18 protein-coding genes and 1 tRNA gene are annotated in these 15,992 nt (G+C 42.0%); 6 read left to right on the forward strand and 13 right to left on the reverse strand.

All coding sequences use genetic code 11. The features are described from left to right. Positions 1-2 precede the first annotated feature (2 nt). From JFU56_RS15605 to mutY, 4 genes are all read right to left on the reverse strand, one after another. Positions 3-75 (reverse strand) — tRNA-Phe (locus JFU56_RS15605). A gap of 144 nt (positions 76-219) precedes the next feature. Continuing rightward, entirely contained in the window at positions 220-1,377 is a 1,158-nt protein-coding gene (locus JFU56_RS15610) for a murein transglycosylase domain-containing protein (protein WP_198438207.1), read from the reverse strand. A 65-nt stretch (positions 1,378-1,442) separates the two neighbouring features. Further along, the gene (locus tag JFU56_RS15615; RefSeq protein ID WP_017222783.1) at positions 1,443-1,712 is read right to left on the reverse strand and encodes an oxidative damage protection protein; all 270 of its coding nucleotides are present in this window, start codon (positions 1,710-1,712) and stop codon (positions 1,443-1,445) included. 1 nt (position 1,713) lies between these two features. Then, a complete protein-coding gene (gene mutY / locus JFU56_RS15620) occupies positions 1,714-2,808 on the reverse strand; it encodes an A/G-specific adenine glycosylase (RefSeq protein ID WP_198438208.1) in 1,095 nt (364 codons plus the stop codon). 151 nt (positions 2,809-2,959) lie between these two features. Between mutY and trmB the strand changes: the two genes are divergently transcribed. From trmB to glsB, 3 genes are all read left to right on the forward strand, one after another. Then, positions 2,960-3,700: a tRNA (guanosine(46)-N7)-methyltransferase TrmB gene (gene trmB, locus JFU56_RS15625; protein WP_198438209.1), complete on the forward strand. Its 741-nt coding sequence runs from the start codon at positions 2,960-2,962 to the stop codon at positions 3,698-3,700. 13 nt (positions 3,701-3,713) lie between these two features. Continuing rightward, positions 3,714-4,052, forward strand: coding sequence for a 50S ribosome-binding protein YggL (locus JFU56_RS15630; protein ID WP_019442120.1), 339 nt, complete (start codon positions 3,714-3,716; stop codon positions 4,050-4,052). Between the two features lie 156 nt (positions 4,053-4,208). Further along, entirely contained in the window at positions 4,209-5,126 is a 918-nt protein-coding gene (gene glsB / locus JFU56_RS15635) for a glutaminase B (RefSeq protein ID WP_198438210.1), read from the forward strand. A 113-nt stretch (positions 5,127-5,239) separates the two neighbouring features. On the opposite strand, the gene hemW is transcribed toward glsB, so the two are convergent. The 6 genes from hemW to JFU56_RS15665 all read right to left on the reverse strand — a co-directional run bounded on the left by hemW (position 5,240) and on the right by JFU56_RS15665 (position 9,970). After that, positions 5,240-6,376 (reverse strand): radical SAM family heme chaperone HemW, encoded by a 1,137-nt coding sequence (gene hemW, locus JFU56_RS15640; protein ID WP_198438343.1) that lies wholly within the window; start codon positions 6,374-6,376, stop codon positions 5,240-5,242. Positions 6,377-6,432: 56 nt separating this feature from the next. After that, on the reverse strand, positions 6,433-7,059 hold the full coding sequence (locus JFU56_RS15645; protein ID WP_198438211.1) for an XTP/dITP diphosphatase: 627 nt from the start codon (positions 7,057-7,059) through the stop codon (positions 6,433-6,435). A 156-nt stretch (positions 7,060-7,215) separates the two neighbouring features. Further along, entirely contained in the window at positions 7,216-7,644 is a 429-nt protein-coding gene (locus JFU56_RS15650) for a DUF4426 domain-containing protein (protein WP_198438212.1), read from the reverse strand. A 90-nt stretch (positions 7,645-7,734) separates the two neighbouring features. Then, positions 7,735-8,280 carry a YggT family protein gene (locus JFU56_RS15655; protein WP_198438213.1) on the reverse strand — a complete coding sequence of 182 codons (546 nt, stop codon included), beginning with the start codon at positions 8,278-8,280 and terminating at the stop codon, positions 7,735-7,737. Between the two features lie 109 nt (positions 8,281-8,389). Then, complete coding sequence (gene proC, locus JFU56_RS15660) at positions 8,390-9,217, reverse strand: pyrroline-5-carboxylate reductase (protein WP_198438214.1); 828 nt, start codon at positions 9,215-9,217, stop codon at positions 8,390-8,392. A gap of 57 nt (positions 9,218-9,274) precedes the next feature. Continuing rightward, on the reverse strand, positions 9,275-9,970 hold the full coding sequence (locus JFU56_RS15665; RefSeq protein ID WP_198438215.1) for a YggS family pyridoxal phosphate-dependent enzyme: 696 nt from the start codon (positions 9,968-9,970) through the stop codon (positions 9,275-9,277). A gap of 31 nt (positions 9,971-10,001) precedes the next feature. On the opposite strand from JFU56_RS15665, the gene JFU56_RS15670 reads away from it, so the two are divergent. The 3 genes from JFU56_RS15670 to yaaA all read left to right on the forward strand — a co-directional run bounded on the left by JFU56_RS15670 (position 10,002) and on the right by yaaA (position 13,029). Then, positions 10,002-11,036 (forward strand): type IV pilus twitching motility protein PilT, encoded by a 1,035-nt coding sequence (locus tag JFU56_RS15670; protein WP_198438216.1) that lies wholly within the window; start codon positions 10,002-10,004, stop codon positions 11,034-11,036. 31 nt (positions 11,037-11,067) lie between these two features. Next, positions 11,068-12,183 (forward strand): PilT/PilU family type 4a pilus ATPase, encoded by a 1,116-nt coding sequence (locus tag JFU56_RS15675; RefSeq protein ID WP_305798250.1) that lies wholly within the window; start codon positions 11,068-11,070, stop codon positions 12,181-12,183. A gap of 66 nt (positions 12,184-12,249) precedes the next feature. Further along, positions 12,250-13,029 (forward strand): peroxide stress protein YaaA, encoded by a 780-nt coding sequence (gene yaaA, locus JFU56_RS15680; protein ID WP_198438218.1) that lies wholly within the window; start codon positions 12,250-12,252, stop codon positions 13,027-13,029. Positions 13,030-13,192: 163 nt separating this feature from the next. Here the strand turns inward: yaaA and JFU56_RS15685 are convergent, their stop codons facing one another. From JFU56_RS15685 to JFU56_RS15695, 3 genes are all read right to left on the reverse strand, one after another. Next, positions 13,193-13,840: a TIGR04211 family SH3 domain-containing protein gene (locus JFU56_RS15685; RefSeq protein WP_198438219.1), complete on the reverse strand. Its 648-nt coding sequence runs from the start codon at positions 13,838-13,840 to the stop codon at positions 13,193-13,195. Positions 13,841-13,999: 159 nt separating this feature from the next. Next, on the reverse strand, positions 14,000-15,274 hold the full coding sequence (locus tag JFU56_RS15690) for an inorganic phosphate transporter (protein ID WP_198438220.1): 1,275 nt from the start codon (positions 15,272-15,274) through the stop codon (positions 14,000-14,002). A 22-nt stretch (positions 15,275-15,296) separates the two neighbouring features. Continuing rightward, positions 15,297-15,977: a TIGR00153 family protein gene (locus tag JFU56_RS15695; protein ID WP_198438221.1), complete on the reverse strand. Its 681-nt coding sequence runs from the start codon at positions 15,975-15,977 to the stop codon at positions 15,297-15,299. Positions 15,978-15,992 lie beyond the last annotated feature (15 nt).

Here is a 15,992-nt window from a genome sequence, read left to right on the forward strand (position 1 = left end):
GGTGCCCGAACCCGGAATTGAACCAGGGACACGAGGATTTTCAATCCTCTGCTCTACCAACTGAGCTATTCGGGCAATGGAGCGTCATTAAATAGAATTTAGGCCGACCCGTCAACTGTTTCGCCTTGTTTAATCAAAAAAATACCCATTAAGCCTAGGTGCTGTCTGATTAATCAGCAATAAGTGTGTTTTGTTGACGTTTAATGGCTAGGTTGATGTTTAATGACTGAGTTGACGAAAGTGACTGTTTACCGCAGACACATAGTTCTTTATATCGCGACGAGACTGAGCATTAGTGAAACTTTGGTACACCTCATAAGAAGATAAGTCATTTATGATACGAAATGCCTCTTTTTTGTTCTTTGAGAAAGTTTGCAGCATATTCTGAGGTCCGGCAATATAACTTGCCAGCATGGCATAGTAGCGAGATTTCGGGTTTTTAATCTCTTTAAGGTACTGCTTGTCTAATAAAGTTAAATAACTCACGCCAATATCTAGATTGTTGGCGTTATTAAACAACCAGTTTGGTTGTGGCTTAAAGGGATATTGCTTTTGTTGATGGAAAACATCTTCGCCAATCGAGCTAGATATTTGCATTAAACCAATGCGACCATTCCTGTTGAGTGCATAGGGATTAAATAAACTGTCGACTTGGATCATCGCTGTGATGGTGTTTTTATCGATGCTATAACGTCGAGCTGCTTGATTAATCAGGGCTTGATAGCGCTGTTTACGGATTTGAGTATGATTGCTGGTGAGCGCAAAAGACACGCTAGTGACATTATTGCCATTTATCGTCACTTGTTTACTTTTATGCTTAATTAAGTAGTTAGCATAACGTGACGCGCGCCAATGCCACTTCATTACCTTGCCGTCGTTGTCTTTCACTTGCTGGTATAGAAAAGGCGTGCCTTTAATTTCAGATGTGTAGCTGTTATAAAAATCGGTGTATTTAGGCTGCAGGGGGGCGAGTAGTGTATATTCAATCGCTTGCTTGAGATACTGCGGGCTATTTTGTTGTTCTAGCGTCTCGACACGCACGCTACCTTGCTGGAAATCGATAATTGCACGGCTACGGTAGTCATTGGTGTATTTGATATAACGGTAATTGCTTGAGAATGCAGTATTGTTATCGCCCCAGAGGTTGGTTACTTCGCTGCGATAGTTATTTTTGAGAGTGTGCAGCGCAGTATTGTCTTTTTCGTTGGACTTTGCTGTTTTGGCGCGATAATTCGGTTGCTGATAAGAAAGGCGTTCTAAGGCTTGCGTGTTGTTATTGAGCGCGGCGAGTTCGACGGAGTGCTGATAGTCACTCATCGAGCAAGCTGCTAAAACACTGCAACTGACAGCGATTAATAGTATGCGGAATATAGCCATAGGGTGATTGGTTCTTTGGGTTGGAAATTTGCCTAGCGTTAGGAGCCCGCGCTAGGCAATAGGAATTAAGCTTTTGGGGTAAAGCCTTCAATGATTACGTCTTGACCTTCAAACAGGTACTTAACCATTTCTTGTTCAAGAAATATGCGATCATTTTCATCCATCATGTTTAATTTTTTTTCGTTTAGCAGCATAGTTTGTTTTTGCTGCCATTCAGACCATGCTTCTTGGGAAATATGATCAAAAATACGTTTGCCTACTTCACCTGGATAAAGTTGAAAACGTAAACCTTCCGCTTCTTTTTGTAAGCGTGTGCAGAAAACCATTCTAGCCATGTTATGCCTCTCTCAATGCTTGAGATGTTAATAATTTTTTAGTTGCAGCTGCTAATCCCACAGTTGCCGGTTGCTCTATGTTATACCAAAGAGTCCCTTCCGATTCCATTATTTGCGTACTTGTTGTGGCTTTTATTTCCACTAACAAGGGACTGATATCCAGATGGAAGTGGCTGAAGGTATGTCTAAATTCGGCTAATTCTTGCGTGCTAAATTCACTGATACCAAATTGCGCCAGTTGCTCTTCGAGTGATAATTTGTCATCACGTTCAGGGAAACACCATAATCCGCCCCAGATGCCAGTCGGTGGTCGTTGTTGTAAACACAGGCTTGAACCTTGTTTTAACAGCAGCATTTGTACTGTGCGTACCGGAATGGTCTTTTTCGGTTTCGGTGTTGGGAATGCAGTAGGCGTGCCCATCGCACGGGCTTTGCAATCCTCATTCACGGGGCAAATATCACAGTCTGGTCGGCTGCGGGTACAAACCGTTGCACCGAGATCCATCATCACCTGATTATAATTAGCGGTCTGTTGTACTGGCGTCAGCTCTTCAGATAGCGCCCATAGGGTATTTTCGACAGCTTTTACCCCATACCAACCTTCAATCGCGCCCCAGCGGGTTAATACGCGTTTCACGTTACCATCTAAAATTGCGTGCGGTTGATTTAATGATAATGACAATACCGCACCGGCTGTTGATCGGCCAACACCAGGCAGTGCTAATACTTGTTCAAATTCGGTTGGGAATATCCCCTGATATTCATCACGAATTAATTGCGCGGCTTTATGTAAGTTACGGCCACGAGCGTAATAACCTAAACCAGTCCATAAATGTAAAACCTCATCGATGTGTGCATTTGCTAAATCAGTCACGGTAGGGAATTTTTCCATGAATGTGGTGAAGTAGGGGATCACGGTACTGACTTGGGTTTGTTGTAACATCACTTCACTTAACCATGTAGGGTAAGGGTCGTGGTGCAGTTCGTTAGGTAAGTTATACTGCTGCCAAGGCAAATCTTTGCGGCCAAAGTCTTTAAACCAAGCAAGTACCCGCGGGGCAAATGTGTCTTTATTATTTTCTAATAGCGATGTCATCGGGTATTTTTAGCAATTATGAGCAAATTAGGCTGAAATTATGCCACACAAAACTTGCCAAATTCAGCTATCTTTGGATAATGCCCGAATTAACAGATAAATTTATATAGATTATGGCGATTAACCTGTCATAACGGCGACTGGATAAAAAATGACTGAACATAAAATAACTGAGCATAAAAGAATAGCAGAACCTGAATTAACAGAAGACGGTAAACGCATCCGTAAAGTGAGAAGTTTTGTTTTACGTGAAGGACGTTTAACTAAAGGCCAGGAAGCCGCGATGACAGATTTTTGGCCAACGATGGGCCTAGATCATGACATGGGCATGTTAGATTTTGCTGAGGTGTTTGGTAACGATAACCCAGTAACATTAGAAATCGGCTTTGGTATGGGCGCATCTTTAGTTGAAATGGCTGCCGCTTCTCCAGAGAAAAACTTTATCGGTATCGAAGTACATTCACCAGGTGTTGGCGCATGTCTAATGGCTGCTGGCGAACGTGGTGTAACTAACCTACGTGTATTCTGCCATGATGCTGTTGAAGTATTAGCGGATTGTATTGCTGATGGTAGCTTAGCTGGCATGCAATTATTCTTCCCTGACCCGTGGCACAAGACGCGTCATCACAAACGTCGTATCGTACAAGCTAGTTTTGCAGAAAGTATTCGCCAAAAACTTAGCTTAGGTGGTATCTTCCATATGGCTACAGACTGGGAAAACTATGCCGAGCATATGATTGAAGTAATGGCTGTTGCACCAGGTTATGCAAACACTGCTGCAGAAGGGAACTTTGTTCCACGTCCTGATTGGCGTCCATTAACTAAATTCGAACAACGTGGTCACCGTTTAGGTCACGGCGTTTGGGATATTATTTATAAACGTACTAAGTAAATTCGAGGTAATAATGGCTACAAATCGTAATCGTCGTCTACGTAAGAAACTACGTGTTGATGAATTTCAAGAGTTAGGTTTTGATCTGTCTTGGGATTTTGTTGAAGGTACAACTGAAGACCAAATTGACGCTATCTTAGATGGCTTAATTGCTGAAGTTATTGATCCAAATAAACTGGCTTTTGCTGCTGACGGTAATTTAGAGTGGGACGGTATGATCTGTACTGAAACTCATGGTAAATGTACTGAAGAGCAACGTGAGCAAGTTAAGACTTGGTTAGAAGCAAAAGGTGTTCAAAACCTTATTGTTAGCCCGTTATTCGATTTATGGTACGGTGAAGAAGGCATATAAGCCACTTCATTAATCCCTGAAACCGACTGTTCGTTCAGTACCATTACTGACGCAGTCGGTTATTTGTTATCTTACTTCTGCACACTGATAACTTATTTTTCCACTTTGTTCCCGCTTCTATAGCACTTCGAACACCTCATTTAAGACAGGTTATTTATGCTTTCTAACGCATCTCTAGAAGAATTGCTCGACGTTGTTCGTCCGTTAATTGGTGAAGGTCATGTAGCCGATTATATTCCTGCGTTAGCGAACGTAAATCCCAACCAGTTGGGTATTGCTGTGTGTATGGCCAATGGTGACGTGTTTACCGCGGGTGATGCGAACGAGCGATTTTCGATTCAAAGTATCTCGAAAGTCTTTGCGCTAACCGCTGCATTGACGCGTTTCTCGGAAGATGAACTGTGGACTCGAGTGGGAAGAGAACCCTCTGGTCAAGCATTTAACTCGCTGATCCAGTTAGAATTTGAAAAAGGTAAACCGCGTAACCCGTTTATTAATGCGGGTGCATTAGTGGTGGCTGATATGTTGCAAAGCCGTTTGTCGGCACCTAAGCAACGCATGTTGGAACTATTACGTAAATTGGCAAACTCTACTGATATTTATATTGATCATGATGTGGCTAATTCTGAATTTGAGCACATGGCACGTAATGCGGCGATCGCTTATCTGATGAAGTCTCACGGTAATTTTAACAACGATGTTGAAACCGTTTTACAGAGCTATTTTAGCTATTGTGCGATCAACATGAATTGTGTGGAACTGGCGACTGCATTCTCCTTCCTCGCTAAAAGAGGCTTACCTTGCCATCGAAATAAAAGTTTGGTTAATGAGCGTTGTACTCGACGTCTGAATGCCTTGCTGGCTACATGTGGTTTGTATGATGAATCAGGTGATTTTGCTTTCCGCGTTGGCATGCCAGCTAAAAGTGGTGTGGGTGGCGGTATTGTTGCCGTTATTCCAGGTGAATTAACCGTTTGTGTGTGGTCACCAGAACTGAATGAATCAGGTAATTCACTGGTAGGAACGGCAGCGTTAGAGCTGTTTAGTGAACGTTTTGGTCATTCTATATTTTAACGTTAACGGCTGCTGAGTGTGGCTGTTATGGATTGAATCTAAGTCATTAAGATAGCAAAAGGGGCGCAATAATTGATTATTGCGCCCCTTTTCTTTTAATCGAGTATCGCTAATTAGATAAATAGGTCAAACAAGCTATTGAGATAACGATGACCGAGTTGGGTTACTTGCCAATGTGTTGCAGTTTCAGTTAATAAGCCTTTTTGGATCGCCGTCTTAATTTGTTCACTTACCGTCGATAATGGTAATCCGGTAAAATCACAAAAGTCTTGTTTCGGTGTCGCTTCAATTAAGCGAAAACGATTCATAAAGAACTCAAATGGCAGTTCGTCTTGCTCAACAACGTGTTCATTGTCTAAAAATGATTTATCAGCGTCCATATAACCACGAGGATGCTTTACTTTGCTACGGCGAACTATCTGACCGGTTTCTGGTTCTGTTAGCTTACCGTGCGCGCCACAGCCAATACCGATATAGTCACCAAAACGCCAATAGTTTAAGTTATGCTGACATTGCTTACCGACTTTGGCATATCCCGATATCTCATATTGTTCATAACCGGCTTCACTGAGCAATGCATGGCCTTGCTCAAAAATATCCCAGAGAATATCTTCATCCGGCAAGGTCGGCGGCTTAGAGTGAAATTGGGTGTTCTGTTCAATGGTTAGTTGATACCAAGACAAATGCGGAGGCGCAAGTTCAACCGCTTTGTTTAAGTCATATAACGCATCGTTAAGATCTTGATGCGGTAGACCGTGCATCAAATCTAAATTGAATGAATTGAGTGCTGATTCAGTGGCAATATTCGCTGCGCGGATCGCTTCATCAGGATCGTGAATACGCCCTAATAGATTGAGTTTTTCAGCTTGTAAACTTTGCACACCAATGGAAATTCGATTAACACCTGCAGTGACATAACCGTGAAAACGATCGGCTTCGACAGTGCCTGGATTGGCTTCCATGGTGATTTCGATATTGTCACTAAATGGGATCATCGCTTCAACCCCATCGAGTATTTGACCAATACCTTCAGCGCTAATTAAACTCGGCGTGCCGCCACCAATAAAGATCGAATGTAATGATCGTTGGAATACCCGTGGTAATTCACTGCGTAGATCTGCAAGCAGATCGGCAATGTATTCAGCTTCCGGGATCTTGCCTTTTTGGGTATGTGAATTGAAATCACAGTACGGACACTTTTGTACACACCAAGGAATATGCACGTACAAGCTCAGCGGCGGTAAACGCATCGATAATACTGAATCAGTTGCTGTCGTTAGTGGCTCTGTCATTAGCGGAGTAACCATTATAGTGCTGTTAATCGTGCAGCTAATCGAGTTTGTTGTTCGTGCATTGCCGCGAGCAATGCAGTCAGAGCTTGACCACGATGACTTAATTCACTCTTACGTTGTTTAGTCAGTTCTGCTGATGTGCAGCCTTCTGACTCAACAAAGAAAATTGGATCATAACCAAAGCCGTCTTCACCACTTGGTTGCTCGGTGATGACACCATCCCAAGTACCGTGACAAACAAGTGGCGTAGGATCTTCGGCATGGGTCATATAAACCAATACACAATGGAATCGAGCTGTACGCTGGGCTGTCGGTACACCTTTAAGTGCATCTAATAACTTTAATAAATTATCACGATCGCTAGCATCAACACCGGCATAACGTGCCGAGTAGATACCTGGTACACCTTGTAAGGCATCAACCGCTAAACCAGAATCGTCAGCAATTGCAGGTAATCCTGTTAATGTTGCCGCGTGTTTAGCTTTGATAATGGCATTTTCAATAAAGGTGGTGCCAGTCTCATCAGCTTCAACAATATTGAAATCACTTTGTGGAAGCACTTCAAGACCAAACTCAGCAAGTAGTGCTGACATTTCACGAACTTTGCCTGGATTACCAGTAGCGAGAACAACTTTAGACATGGTGCGCCTTATTATTTAAAAACTATTAAAAATAGTGATTTATTAAAGAGAGTTAAAAAACGATTGATTAAATGAACGCTGGCATCGCGCTATCATTTAATCATCGTATTCTTATTTGCAGTCCGGTTATACAGGATTGCTGATCATGGATAAAGCTTAATCAACATAAAACCCTTGTTGAAATTTTAGCTCTTGGGTTTGATTGCCACTGCTTAAGGTAACCTTGATACGGTAGGTTTCTTCATTACGGTGCGGTACTTCTGCGATGTAGTAAATTGCATCTTGTTCACGTATTTCACGCACGTCTAGTTCTCGAATATTACCCAGTAAATTACGCGCAGTAACCGTCATTTTAACCGATTGCGCTTTTAATGAATCGCTATCGAGTACTGAAATATTAATAATACCCAAGTATTTGCTGCGGTCGATATCATATTCAGAAGCAACGTCAGCAGTTAAGAACGTGCTTGGGAAAGCAATGTAATGTACATCCCAATCACCGAGTTTTTGCATTTGTTCCGCATTGGCAGCTGCTGAGATAAGTAAGGTCATTGAGAGTAATAAAGATTTGAATAATGCTGGCATGTGAGCTCCTTAAAAGGTTAATGCAGAGACTGGCTCTGCATTAATTTAGCGTTACTAATGGAATAATAGTACTAAAATGGCATTGCGATACTAGAAGGGAATACCAGTAAGGTCACCAATTAGGATTTGTAAAAATTGTAGACCTAAAATTGCCACTAGCATAGATAGGTCAAGACCACCGATCGCAGGGATAATGCGACGGATTGGCGATAAGATAGGCTCACTTAATTGTGATAATACACTTTCAACTGGGCTGTTACCTTGGCTAACCCAGCTTAAAATGGCACGTAAAATTAATACGTAGAATACCAAGCTAAAGCATTGTTTAACCAATTTGATGGCAGCGAAAATCAGTACATCTTGGATTGGTGCTACAGCCCCTGTTTGTACTCCGAATAAAGTGTAAATCATCGCACAGGCGACTGCGTAGGCAAATACCACTGATGCTAAGTCTAAGCCACCCAAGCTTGGGATCACACGGCGTAATGGTCGTACAACAGGCTGTGTTGCTTTAACAATAAACTGGCTCATTGGATTATAAAAATCAGCACGAGCGAGTTGTAACCATACGCGTAGCAGGATGATTAGGATGTATGTTTCAAATAAGATACTGACCAAAAAGTTAGCCGCGTTCATAAATTACCCTTTAAGTTAATGGTGAACTGCTTATTTGCATTAAGCAGTTCCAGTCAGATTAGAGACGCAACAGCATTATGCGGTTGTGTCTGTTCATTAAATCAATTTATTAAAATAGTTTTTGCATTTCTTCTGCGCGAGAAACCGCAGCCTGCATCGCAGCGTTCACTGTTTCACGTAGGCCTTGTTCTTCGAAAGTGCGGATCGCTTCAGCTGTCGTGCCACCTTTTGATGTTACATTTTGGCGTAATGTAGCTAAATCAATGTGCGGATTCTGGATGACTAATTCAGCCGAACCTGCCGCTGCCTGTTGTACTAATTCTCTCGCTTGTTGTTGCGAGAATCCCATGTTGATAATGCTTTCTTGCATGGCTTCCATAAACAGGAAGAAATACGCTGGTGAACTACCTGTCGCGGCAATAATGGTATTTAAATCCGCTTCATTATCAACCCAACAGGTTTTACCAACGGCCATCATGACTTGGTCAATCGTTTTGATATCTTCATCTGACACTTCTGGTGATGGGAATAATCCAGTCATGCCTTTTTGTACTAATGCTGGTGTATTCGGCATCGTACGTACGATAGGTTGGTTGTCAGCGAGTAAACTCTGTAAACGTTCAACGGTGACACCCGCAGCAACGGAAACAAATAACTTACCGCGATAATCGCTACTCTGCTCTGCTAGGTGAGAGCAAACGTCGGCCATTAATTGTGGCTTGACGGCCAGAATAATAATATCGGCTTCAGCGACTGCAAAGTGATTATCTTGCGTGGTATTAATCGCAAATTTTTCTTCGAGTACATCTAAGCGTGTACGTGTCGGACTTGCTGCATAAATTAACTCAGCAGGATAACCATCTGTGATCATACCGCCGATAAGGCTGCTCGCCATATTTCCTGCACCGATAAAGGCGATTTTTTTATTCGTGATCATGATTGTTTAATTCCTTATACGTGATTATTAGTGTCTAATTCCATAGACGCTGAGTGATCAGCCGCGCGCACCAAAAATGGCAGTGCCTACACGTACCATGTTGCTGCCTTGCGCAATAGCAAGTTCCATATCGTTGGTCATGCCCATCGATAGCGTATCTATTTGGTTATATTGGTGCTGAAGTGATAAATACAATGATTCAAGCTGGTTAAATTGTGATTTTAGCCTATCGAGATCAGTTGTTTTTTCTGGGATAGCCATGATCCCACGTAATACCAAATTGGGTAATAGGGTCACTTGCTCTGCGAGCTGTCGTGCTTGCTCTAAGTTCGCACCTGATTTACTGTCTTCAGCACTGATGTTGACTTGAATACAGACATTCAATTTTGCCATTTCAGTAGGACGTTGATCATTGAGTCGCTGCGCTACTTTTAAGCGGTCGATACTTTGCACCCAATCAAAATGCTCGGCGATTGGGCGGGTCTTATTTGATTGAATGGGACCAATAAAATGCCATTCAATGTCGTCATAACGACCGTCTTGCTGCAGGTAAGTGATCTTTTCTATCGCTTCTTGCAGGTAGTTTTCACCAAATTTACGTTGCCCGAGTGCGTAAACCGCCATCACTTGTTCGACGGGTTTGGTTTTACTTACTGCAAGCAGGTTAATTTCAGACCTTTTTTTGCAAGATGTGCTTGCCGCGTTGTCAATTTGAGCTAGAACCTGTTGTAATCGTGTTGATATACTATTCATGATGTTACTTGCAAATGAGGTTAAAAAGAATATGGATGTTACAGAGTTACTTACATTTAGTGTAAAGCATAACGCATCAGATCTACACCTTTCTTCGGGTGTACCACCGATGATCCGCGTAGATGGTGATGTACGTAAAATAAACTTACCTGCTTTTGATGCTAAACAAGTACATGCGCTGATTTATGACATTATGGATGATAAACAACGCAAAGACTATGAAGAACATTTGGAAGTCGATTTTTCTTTTGAAATTAATAACGTCGCTCGTTTCCGTGTGAATGCATTCAACCAACACCGTGGTCCAGCAGCAACGTTTCGTACTATTCCCAGCGAAATAAAAACCATGGCCGAGTTAAGTGTACCTGATATTCTGCATGACTTGGTTAACCTACCACGTGGTTTAGTCTTGGTGACCGGGCCGACTGGCTCTGGTAAGTCGACGACACTGGCAGCGATGGTTGATCATATTAATGAGCATCAGCATAAGCACATTTTGACTATCGAAGATCCGATTGAATTTGTACATCAGAATAAAAAAAGCTTGGTTAATCAGCGTGAAGTATTCCGCGATACTAAAAGTTTTAATGCCGCATTACGTTCTTCATTACGTGAAGACCCGGATGTTATCTTAGTGGGGGAGATGCGAGACTTAGAAACTATCCGCTTAGCATTAACAGCGGCTGAAACCGGACATTTGGTATTTGGCACCTTGCATACAACCTCTGCGGCGAAAACCATTGACCGTATTGTCGATGTATTCCCAGGACAAGAAAAAGACATGGTGCGATCTATGCTGTCCGAGTCACTGCGTGCGGTAATTTCGCAGACGTTATTAAAACGTACTGGTGGTGGCCGTGTCGCTGCCCATGAGATCATGCTTGGTACACCTGCGATCCGTAACTTGATCCGTGAAGATAAAGTCGCGCAGATGTATTCGGTGATCCAAACCGGTATGATGCACGGCATGCAAACATTAGATCAATCATTACGTGAATTGGTTAATATGGGTATTGTCTCGACGGAAGAAGCGCGCATTAGAGCGGTTGATCAACAAAGTTTTTAAATATGAATAAAAGTTTTTAAGGATGAATAACATGGGAATGCTACCACAACTCTTCAGTGCGATGAAAAAGCTCGAAGGCTCTGATATGTATATTTCTGCGGGTATTGCGCCAACAGTGAAAGTACACGGCTCATTACGAGCAATATCAGAGCATAAATTAACATCAGAGCAGTCGCTAGCCTTGGTTAAAGAAGCGATGTCTGAAGATGAATACGCCTCTTTCTGCAAGACTAAAGAGTCTAATTTTGGTCTGTTTTTCCCCGATATTGGCCGTTTCCGTGTTAGCGCATTTTGGCAATTAGAAAAAGCCGGTATGGTGATCCGCCGGATTGAAACTGACATTCCGGCGATGGATGACTTGTACCTGCCTGCCGTGTTAAAGCAGACTGCATTAGAAAAACGTGGCCTCGTGCTCGTTGTTGGTGCGACAGGCTCGGGCAAGTCGACGACGCAAGCTGCAATGGTGGGTTATCGTAATCAAAACTCATCGGGGCATATTTTAACGATTGAAGATCCGATTGAGTTTGTCCACGAACATCAAAATTGTATCGTTACTCAGCGTGAAGTGGGGATTGATACCGAGTCGTTTGAAGATGCACTTAAAAGTTCATTACGTCAGGCACCTGATGTGATATTAATTGGTGAGATCCGTTCGCAAGAAACCATGGAATTTGCCTTGGCGTTTGCTGAAACGGGGCATTTATGTATGGCCACGTTACATGCCACCAATGCCAACCAAGCTATCGATCGTATTTTGCACTTAGTACCAAAAGAGAAACATGCGCAGTTGTTATATGATTTGTCGCTTAACCTGAAAGCGATTGTTGCGCAGCAATTAATTCCCGTACAAGGGGGCACCAGTCGTCGCGGTGTATTTGAAATATTATTGAACAGCCCATTAGTGAGTGAATTGATCCGTAAAAATGAGCTGCATAAAATTAAAGAAATAATGACGAAGTCAGTCGAGTTGGGGATGCAAACTTATGATCAAGCGTTACTAGCGCTTTATGATAGCAGCATGATCAGTTATACCGAAGCCCTGCATTATGCTGACTCACCTAATGATTTACGTTTAATGATCAAGTTAAATCAAGGTCAAGCGAGCAGTAATGGTATGCTTGATGGCATCACAATTGAAGCCTTGTAATCGTTACCGTTTATGAGCACATTTTAGTTTACGAACATTTCAGTTTAAGACAAGTAAGGAAGAGTTATGTTAATAGTGGTATCACCGGCTAAAACACTCGATTTTGAAACGCCGCCTGTTGTTAAGGAATATAGCCAAGCTGACTTAACGGTTGATTCGGCTGAGTTGATTGATGTTTGCCGTCAATTAACGCCTGTTGATTTATCTTCACTGATGAAAATAAGTGATAAATTAGCTGGATTAAATGCGGCTCGCTTTACTGAATGGTCGAGTGAATTCACCCCTGAAAATGCCAAACAAGCGGTATTTGCGTTTAAAGGTGATGTATACACTGGCTTAGACGCAGAAACGTTTACTGCTGATGACATGATATTTGCCCAGCAACACTTCCGTATTTTATCTGGATTATATGGTTTATTACGACCACTTGATTTGATTAAAGCATATCGCCTCGAAATGGGCACGAAGCTAGCGAATGGCCGTGGCACTAACTTGTATCAGTTCTGGGGTGATATTGTTACTGATAAAGTTAACGAAACACTGGCAGCACAAGGCGATAAAGTATTAATTAACTTAGCATCAAATGAATATTTTAAAGCAGTACAAAAGAAACGCTTAAAAGGCCGTGTTATTACACCGGTATTTAAAGACTGCAAAGCCGGTAAATTTAAGATCATTAGCTTTTATGCGAAAAAAGCCCGTGGTCTGATGGCGCGTTACATTATTGAAAATCAGTTAACAGATATTGAGCAGCTAACAGCATTTGATACTGATGGTTATTACTATTGTGAAGCGGAATCAACCGATATTGAATTGGTGTTTAAACGAGATGAAATATTTAAGTAATGAGCCTTGGGTTTACTGCTATAAATGGTTGTTATAAGTTATTGCTAATAAAAAAGGATATTCACAAGTGAATATCCTTTTTTTATCTACGCTTAATGTGACTTAACTGTATTGTTAAGTAGCTCAGTGACGAGATCACTCAGTCATGAATATACTTAAGCGATTAATCCCAGCCGCTATTTTTCTTACGACGGAAACTAATTGATGGAATAATTAATCCCGCAATTAAACCCGCTGCAAGAATAAGCGCACCAAGAATAATGAAACGGTGTTGCTCGTCTTCTTCTTTAGTATCTAGGCGAGTAGATAATTGCTCGTTCTCTTCACGTAAACGTACCGCTTCTTCAGTCAATGCCGTATTTTCGGCTGTCAGAGAGTCGATGTTATTCGCTTGAGCAGCGATGCCTGCTTGTTTTTCAGCAAGCTGATCACGATTAGCATTCGTTAATTCAGCCATTGCCGCTGAATTTTTACTATTGATTTTTGCTAATGCTTCTTTCGTTTTTGCCAGTTCAGCTTGTAGCTTAGGCGCACGAATTTTTAAACTAACCTGGCGTGACAGTGAAGCACCGTCAATCCAAGCTGTTTTATTCTTATCTGTGGTGATTTGCACATAGTTCGTGCCAGCATTAGTTTGTAAGTAGGTTACCGCTTCGCCAGCTTTAATTGTGCCGATGATACGGTATTGAGTCCCCGGGCCTGAGTGCATAAAAATAGACACGTCGTCACTGATGTAACGTGTTTCTTTCGCAAAGCTCGATAAGCTAACGAGTGTTAGCAAAGTTGCTATAATGAGTTGTTTAATCTTCACAAGATGTCCTGTAGACGAAATATTCTGATAAGCATAGTAAGTATAAAATTGGATTTCGACAAGCCTCAGATACCATTTACCGTCAGAAAATAGAAATTTAATGGATTTACAAAAAAGGCCATCAATAAATTGATGGCCTTTTAATAATAATCTAACCAATTACACTACAAAGATAGCTTCTAAGATCTTGTAGAAGATAATTGATAAGATTGCACCCGCAGGTAAAGTTACAATCCAAGATACTACGATTGTTCTTACTACATTTAGGTTCAATGCCGCGATACCACGCGCCATACCCACACCCAGCACGCCACCCACAAGGGTTTGCGTTGTTGAGATAGGTAAACCTGAGCCAGATGCAATAACAACGGTTGTTGCTGTCGCTAATTGCGCTGCGAAGCCACGGCTTGGTGTTAGCTCGGTAATGCCGGTACCAACGGTAGACATTACTTTATGACCCATAGTCGCTAGACCAATCACAATACCTAAACCACCCAGTGGTAAAATCCACCAGGTGATCTCAGCTTTTTCAGCAATTTCGCCACCGTGCTCAACAATAGATACAACTGCTGCCAGTGGACCGATCGCGTTCGCTACGTCATTTGAACCATGCGCAAATGCCATTGCACAAGCAGTGATGATCATTAAGATACCAAACACTTTCTCTACGTTTGAGAAGTGCATGTCTTTATCATTGCTTGGGCTGTATTTCTGTTTGCTGATATACAGGGCACCAGCGATTGCAACAAGTAAGCTGATCACAGCTGAAGCAATAAGACCTTCAGTTGTTGTTAGGTGTAAACCTACGTGTTTCAGACCTTTTTTAATGGTTACCATTGCGATCACGAACGTTGTTAATGCCATATAAAAAGGCACATAACGTTTCGCATTAGCGAGTGGATCTTTGGTATCAAAAATGAGTTTTTGAATACTCATAAAGGTGACATAGGCGATGACACCGGAGAGTATTGGTGTGACAACCCAGCTCCCTACGATACCACCTGCTTTGCCCCACTGTACTGCTTCAGGACCAACACTAACTAGGGCAAAACCAACAATAGCACCAACAATCGAATGTGTTGTTGATACCGGCCAGCCAAAGATTGAAGCGATCATTAACCAAGTACCTGCAGCAAGTAGTGCTGAGATCATACCAAATGCTAAAGCATCTGGACGGTTAGTTTCTTTAAAGACCGCAAGGTCAACAATACCTTTACGTACGGTATCAGTTACTTCACCACCGGCTAAGTAAGCCCCGGCAAACTCAAAAACCATCGCAATAAGAATTGCTTGTTTTACTGTGAGTGATTTAGTTCCAACAGATGTGCCCATTGCGTTTGCAACGTCATTTGCACCAATGCCCCATGCCATGTAAAGGCCGAAGACTGCTGCCATCATCAATAGATAAGGGCCGTATGCTTGAATGATTTCCATTATTTATATACCTGTAGTGATCTTAATTACGCGCTAGCATGAGCTCAAGACGAGCGCCAACAGTTTCAGCTTGGTCAGCTAATCCGCCCACCCACTCTAAGATTTTGTAAAGGAACATAACATCAATTGGATTGTAGTTATTTTCGATTAAACGTAATTTTTGACGCAGTACAATTTGCATTGCATCGGTATCATCTTCGATACTATCGAGTTCGTTAATCATGTTTTCTACAAGGTCAACTTCGCGGCCTTTAAAGCCAGTTTCAATCAACTCATCTAGCTCATTAATGGCTTTCTTAGCCTGTGCCGTCGCGTCAATGCAACGTTTTAGATAAATTGTGAAGTCTTCAGCAATTTCAGCTGGAAGTTGCAAGTTGCGACCGATCATACGACCAGCAATATCTTTCGCACGATTGGCGATTTTATCTTGCTGAGTAAGTAGATCTAGCATATCGGTACGATCAACAGGCATGAAGATACCGCGTGGTAACTTCAAACGAATTTCACGTTTCAATACATCTGCATCTTTCTCACACTGAGATATTTGCTGACGAATGATTTCCGCTTTATCCCAATCTTGTTCTGCTGTTGCAGCAAAGAATGGCACTAACAATTCACAAGTCTCATGCACTTTCGTGATGTGTTCTTGTAACGGTGTAATCGGTGACTTAGCAAAAAGTCCTAAAATAGTATTTACTGGCATAGCCATAATCCATGT

Source organism: Moritella sp. F3 (assembly GCF_015082335.1).
In the GTDB taxonomy this organism is placed as follows: domain Bacteria; phylum Pseudomonadota; class Gammaproteobacteria; order Enterobacterales; family Moritellaceae; genus Moritella.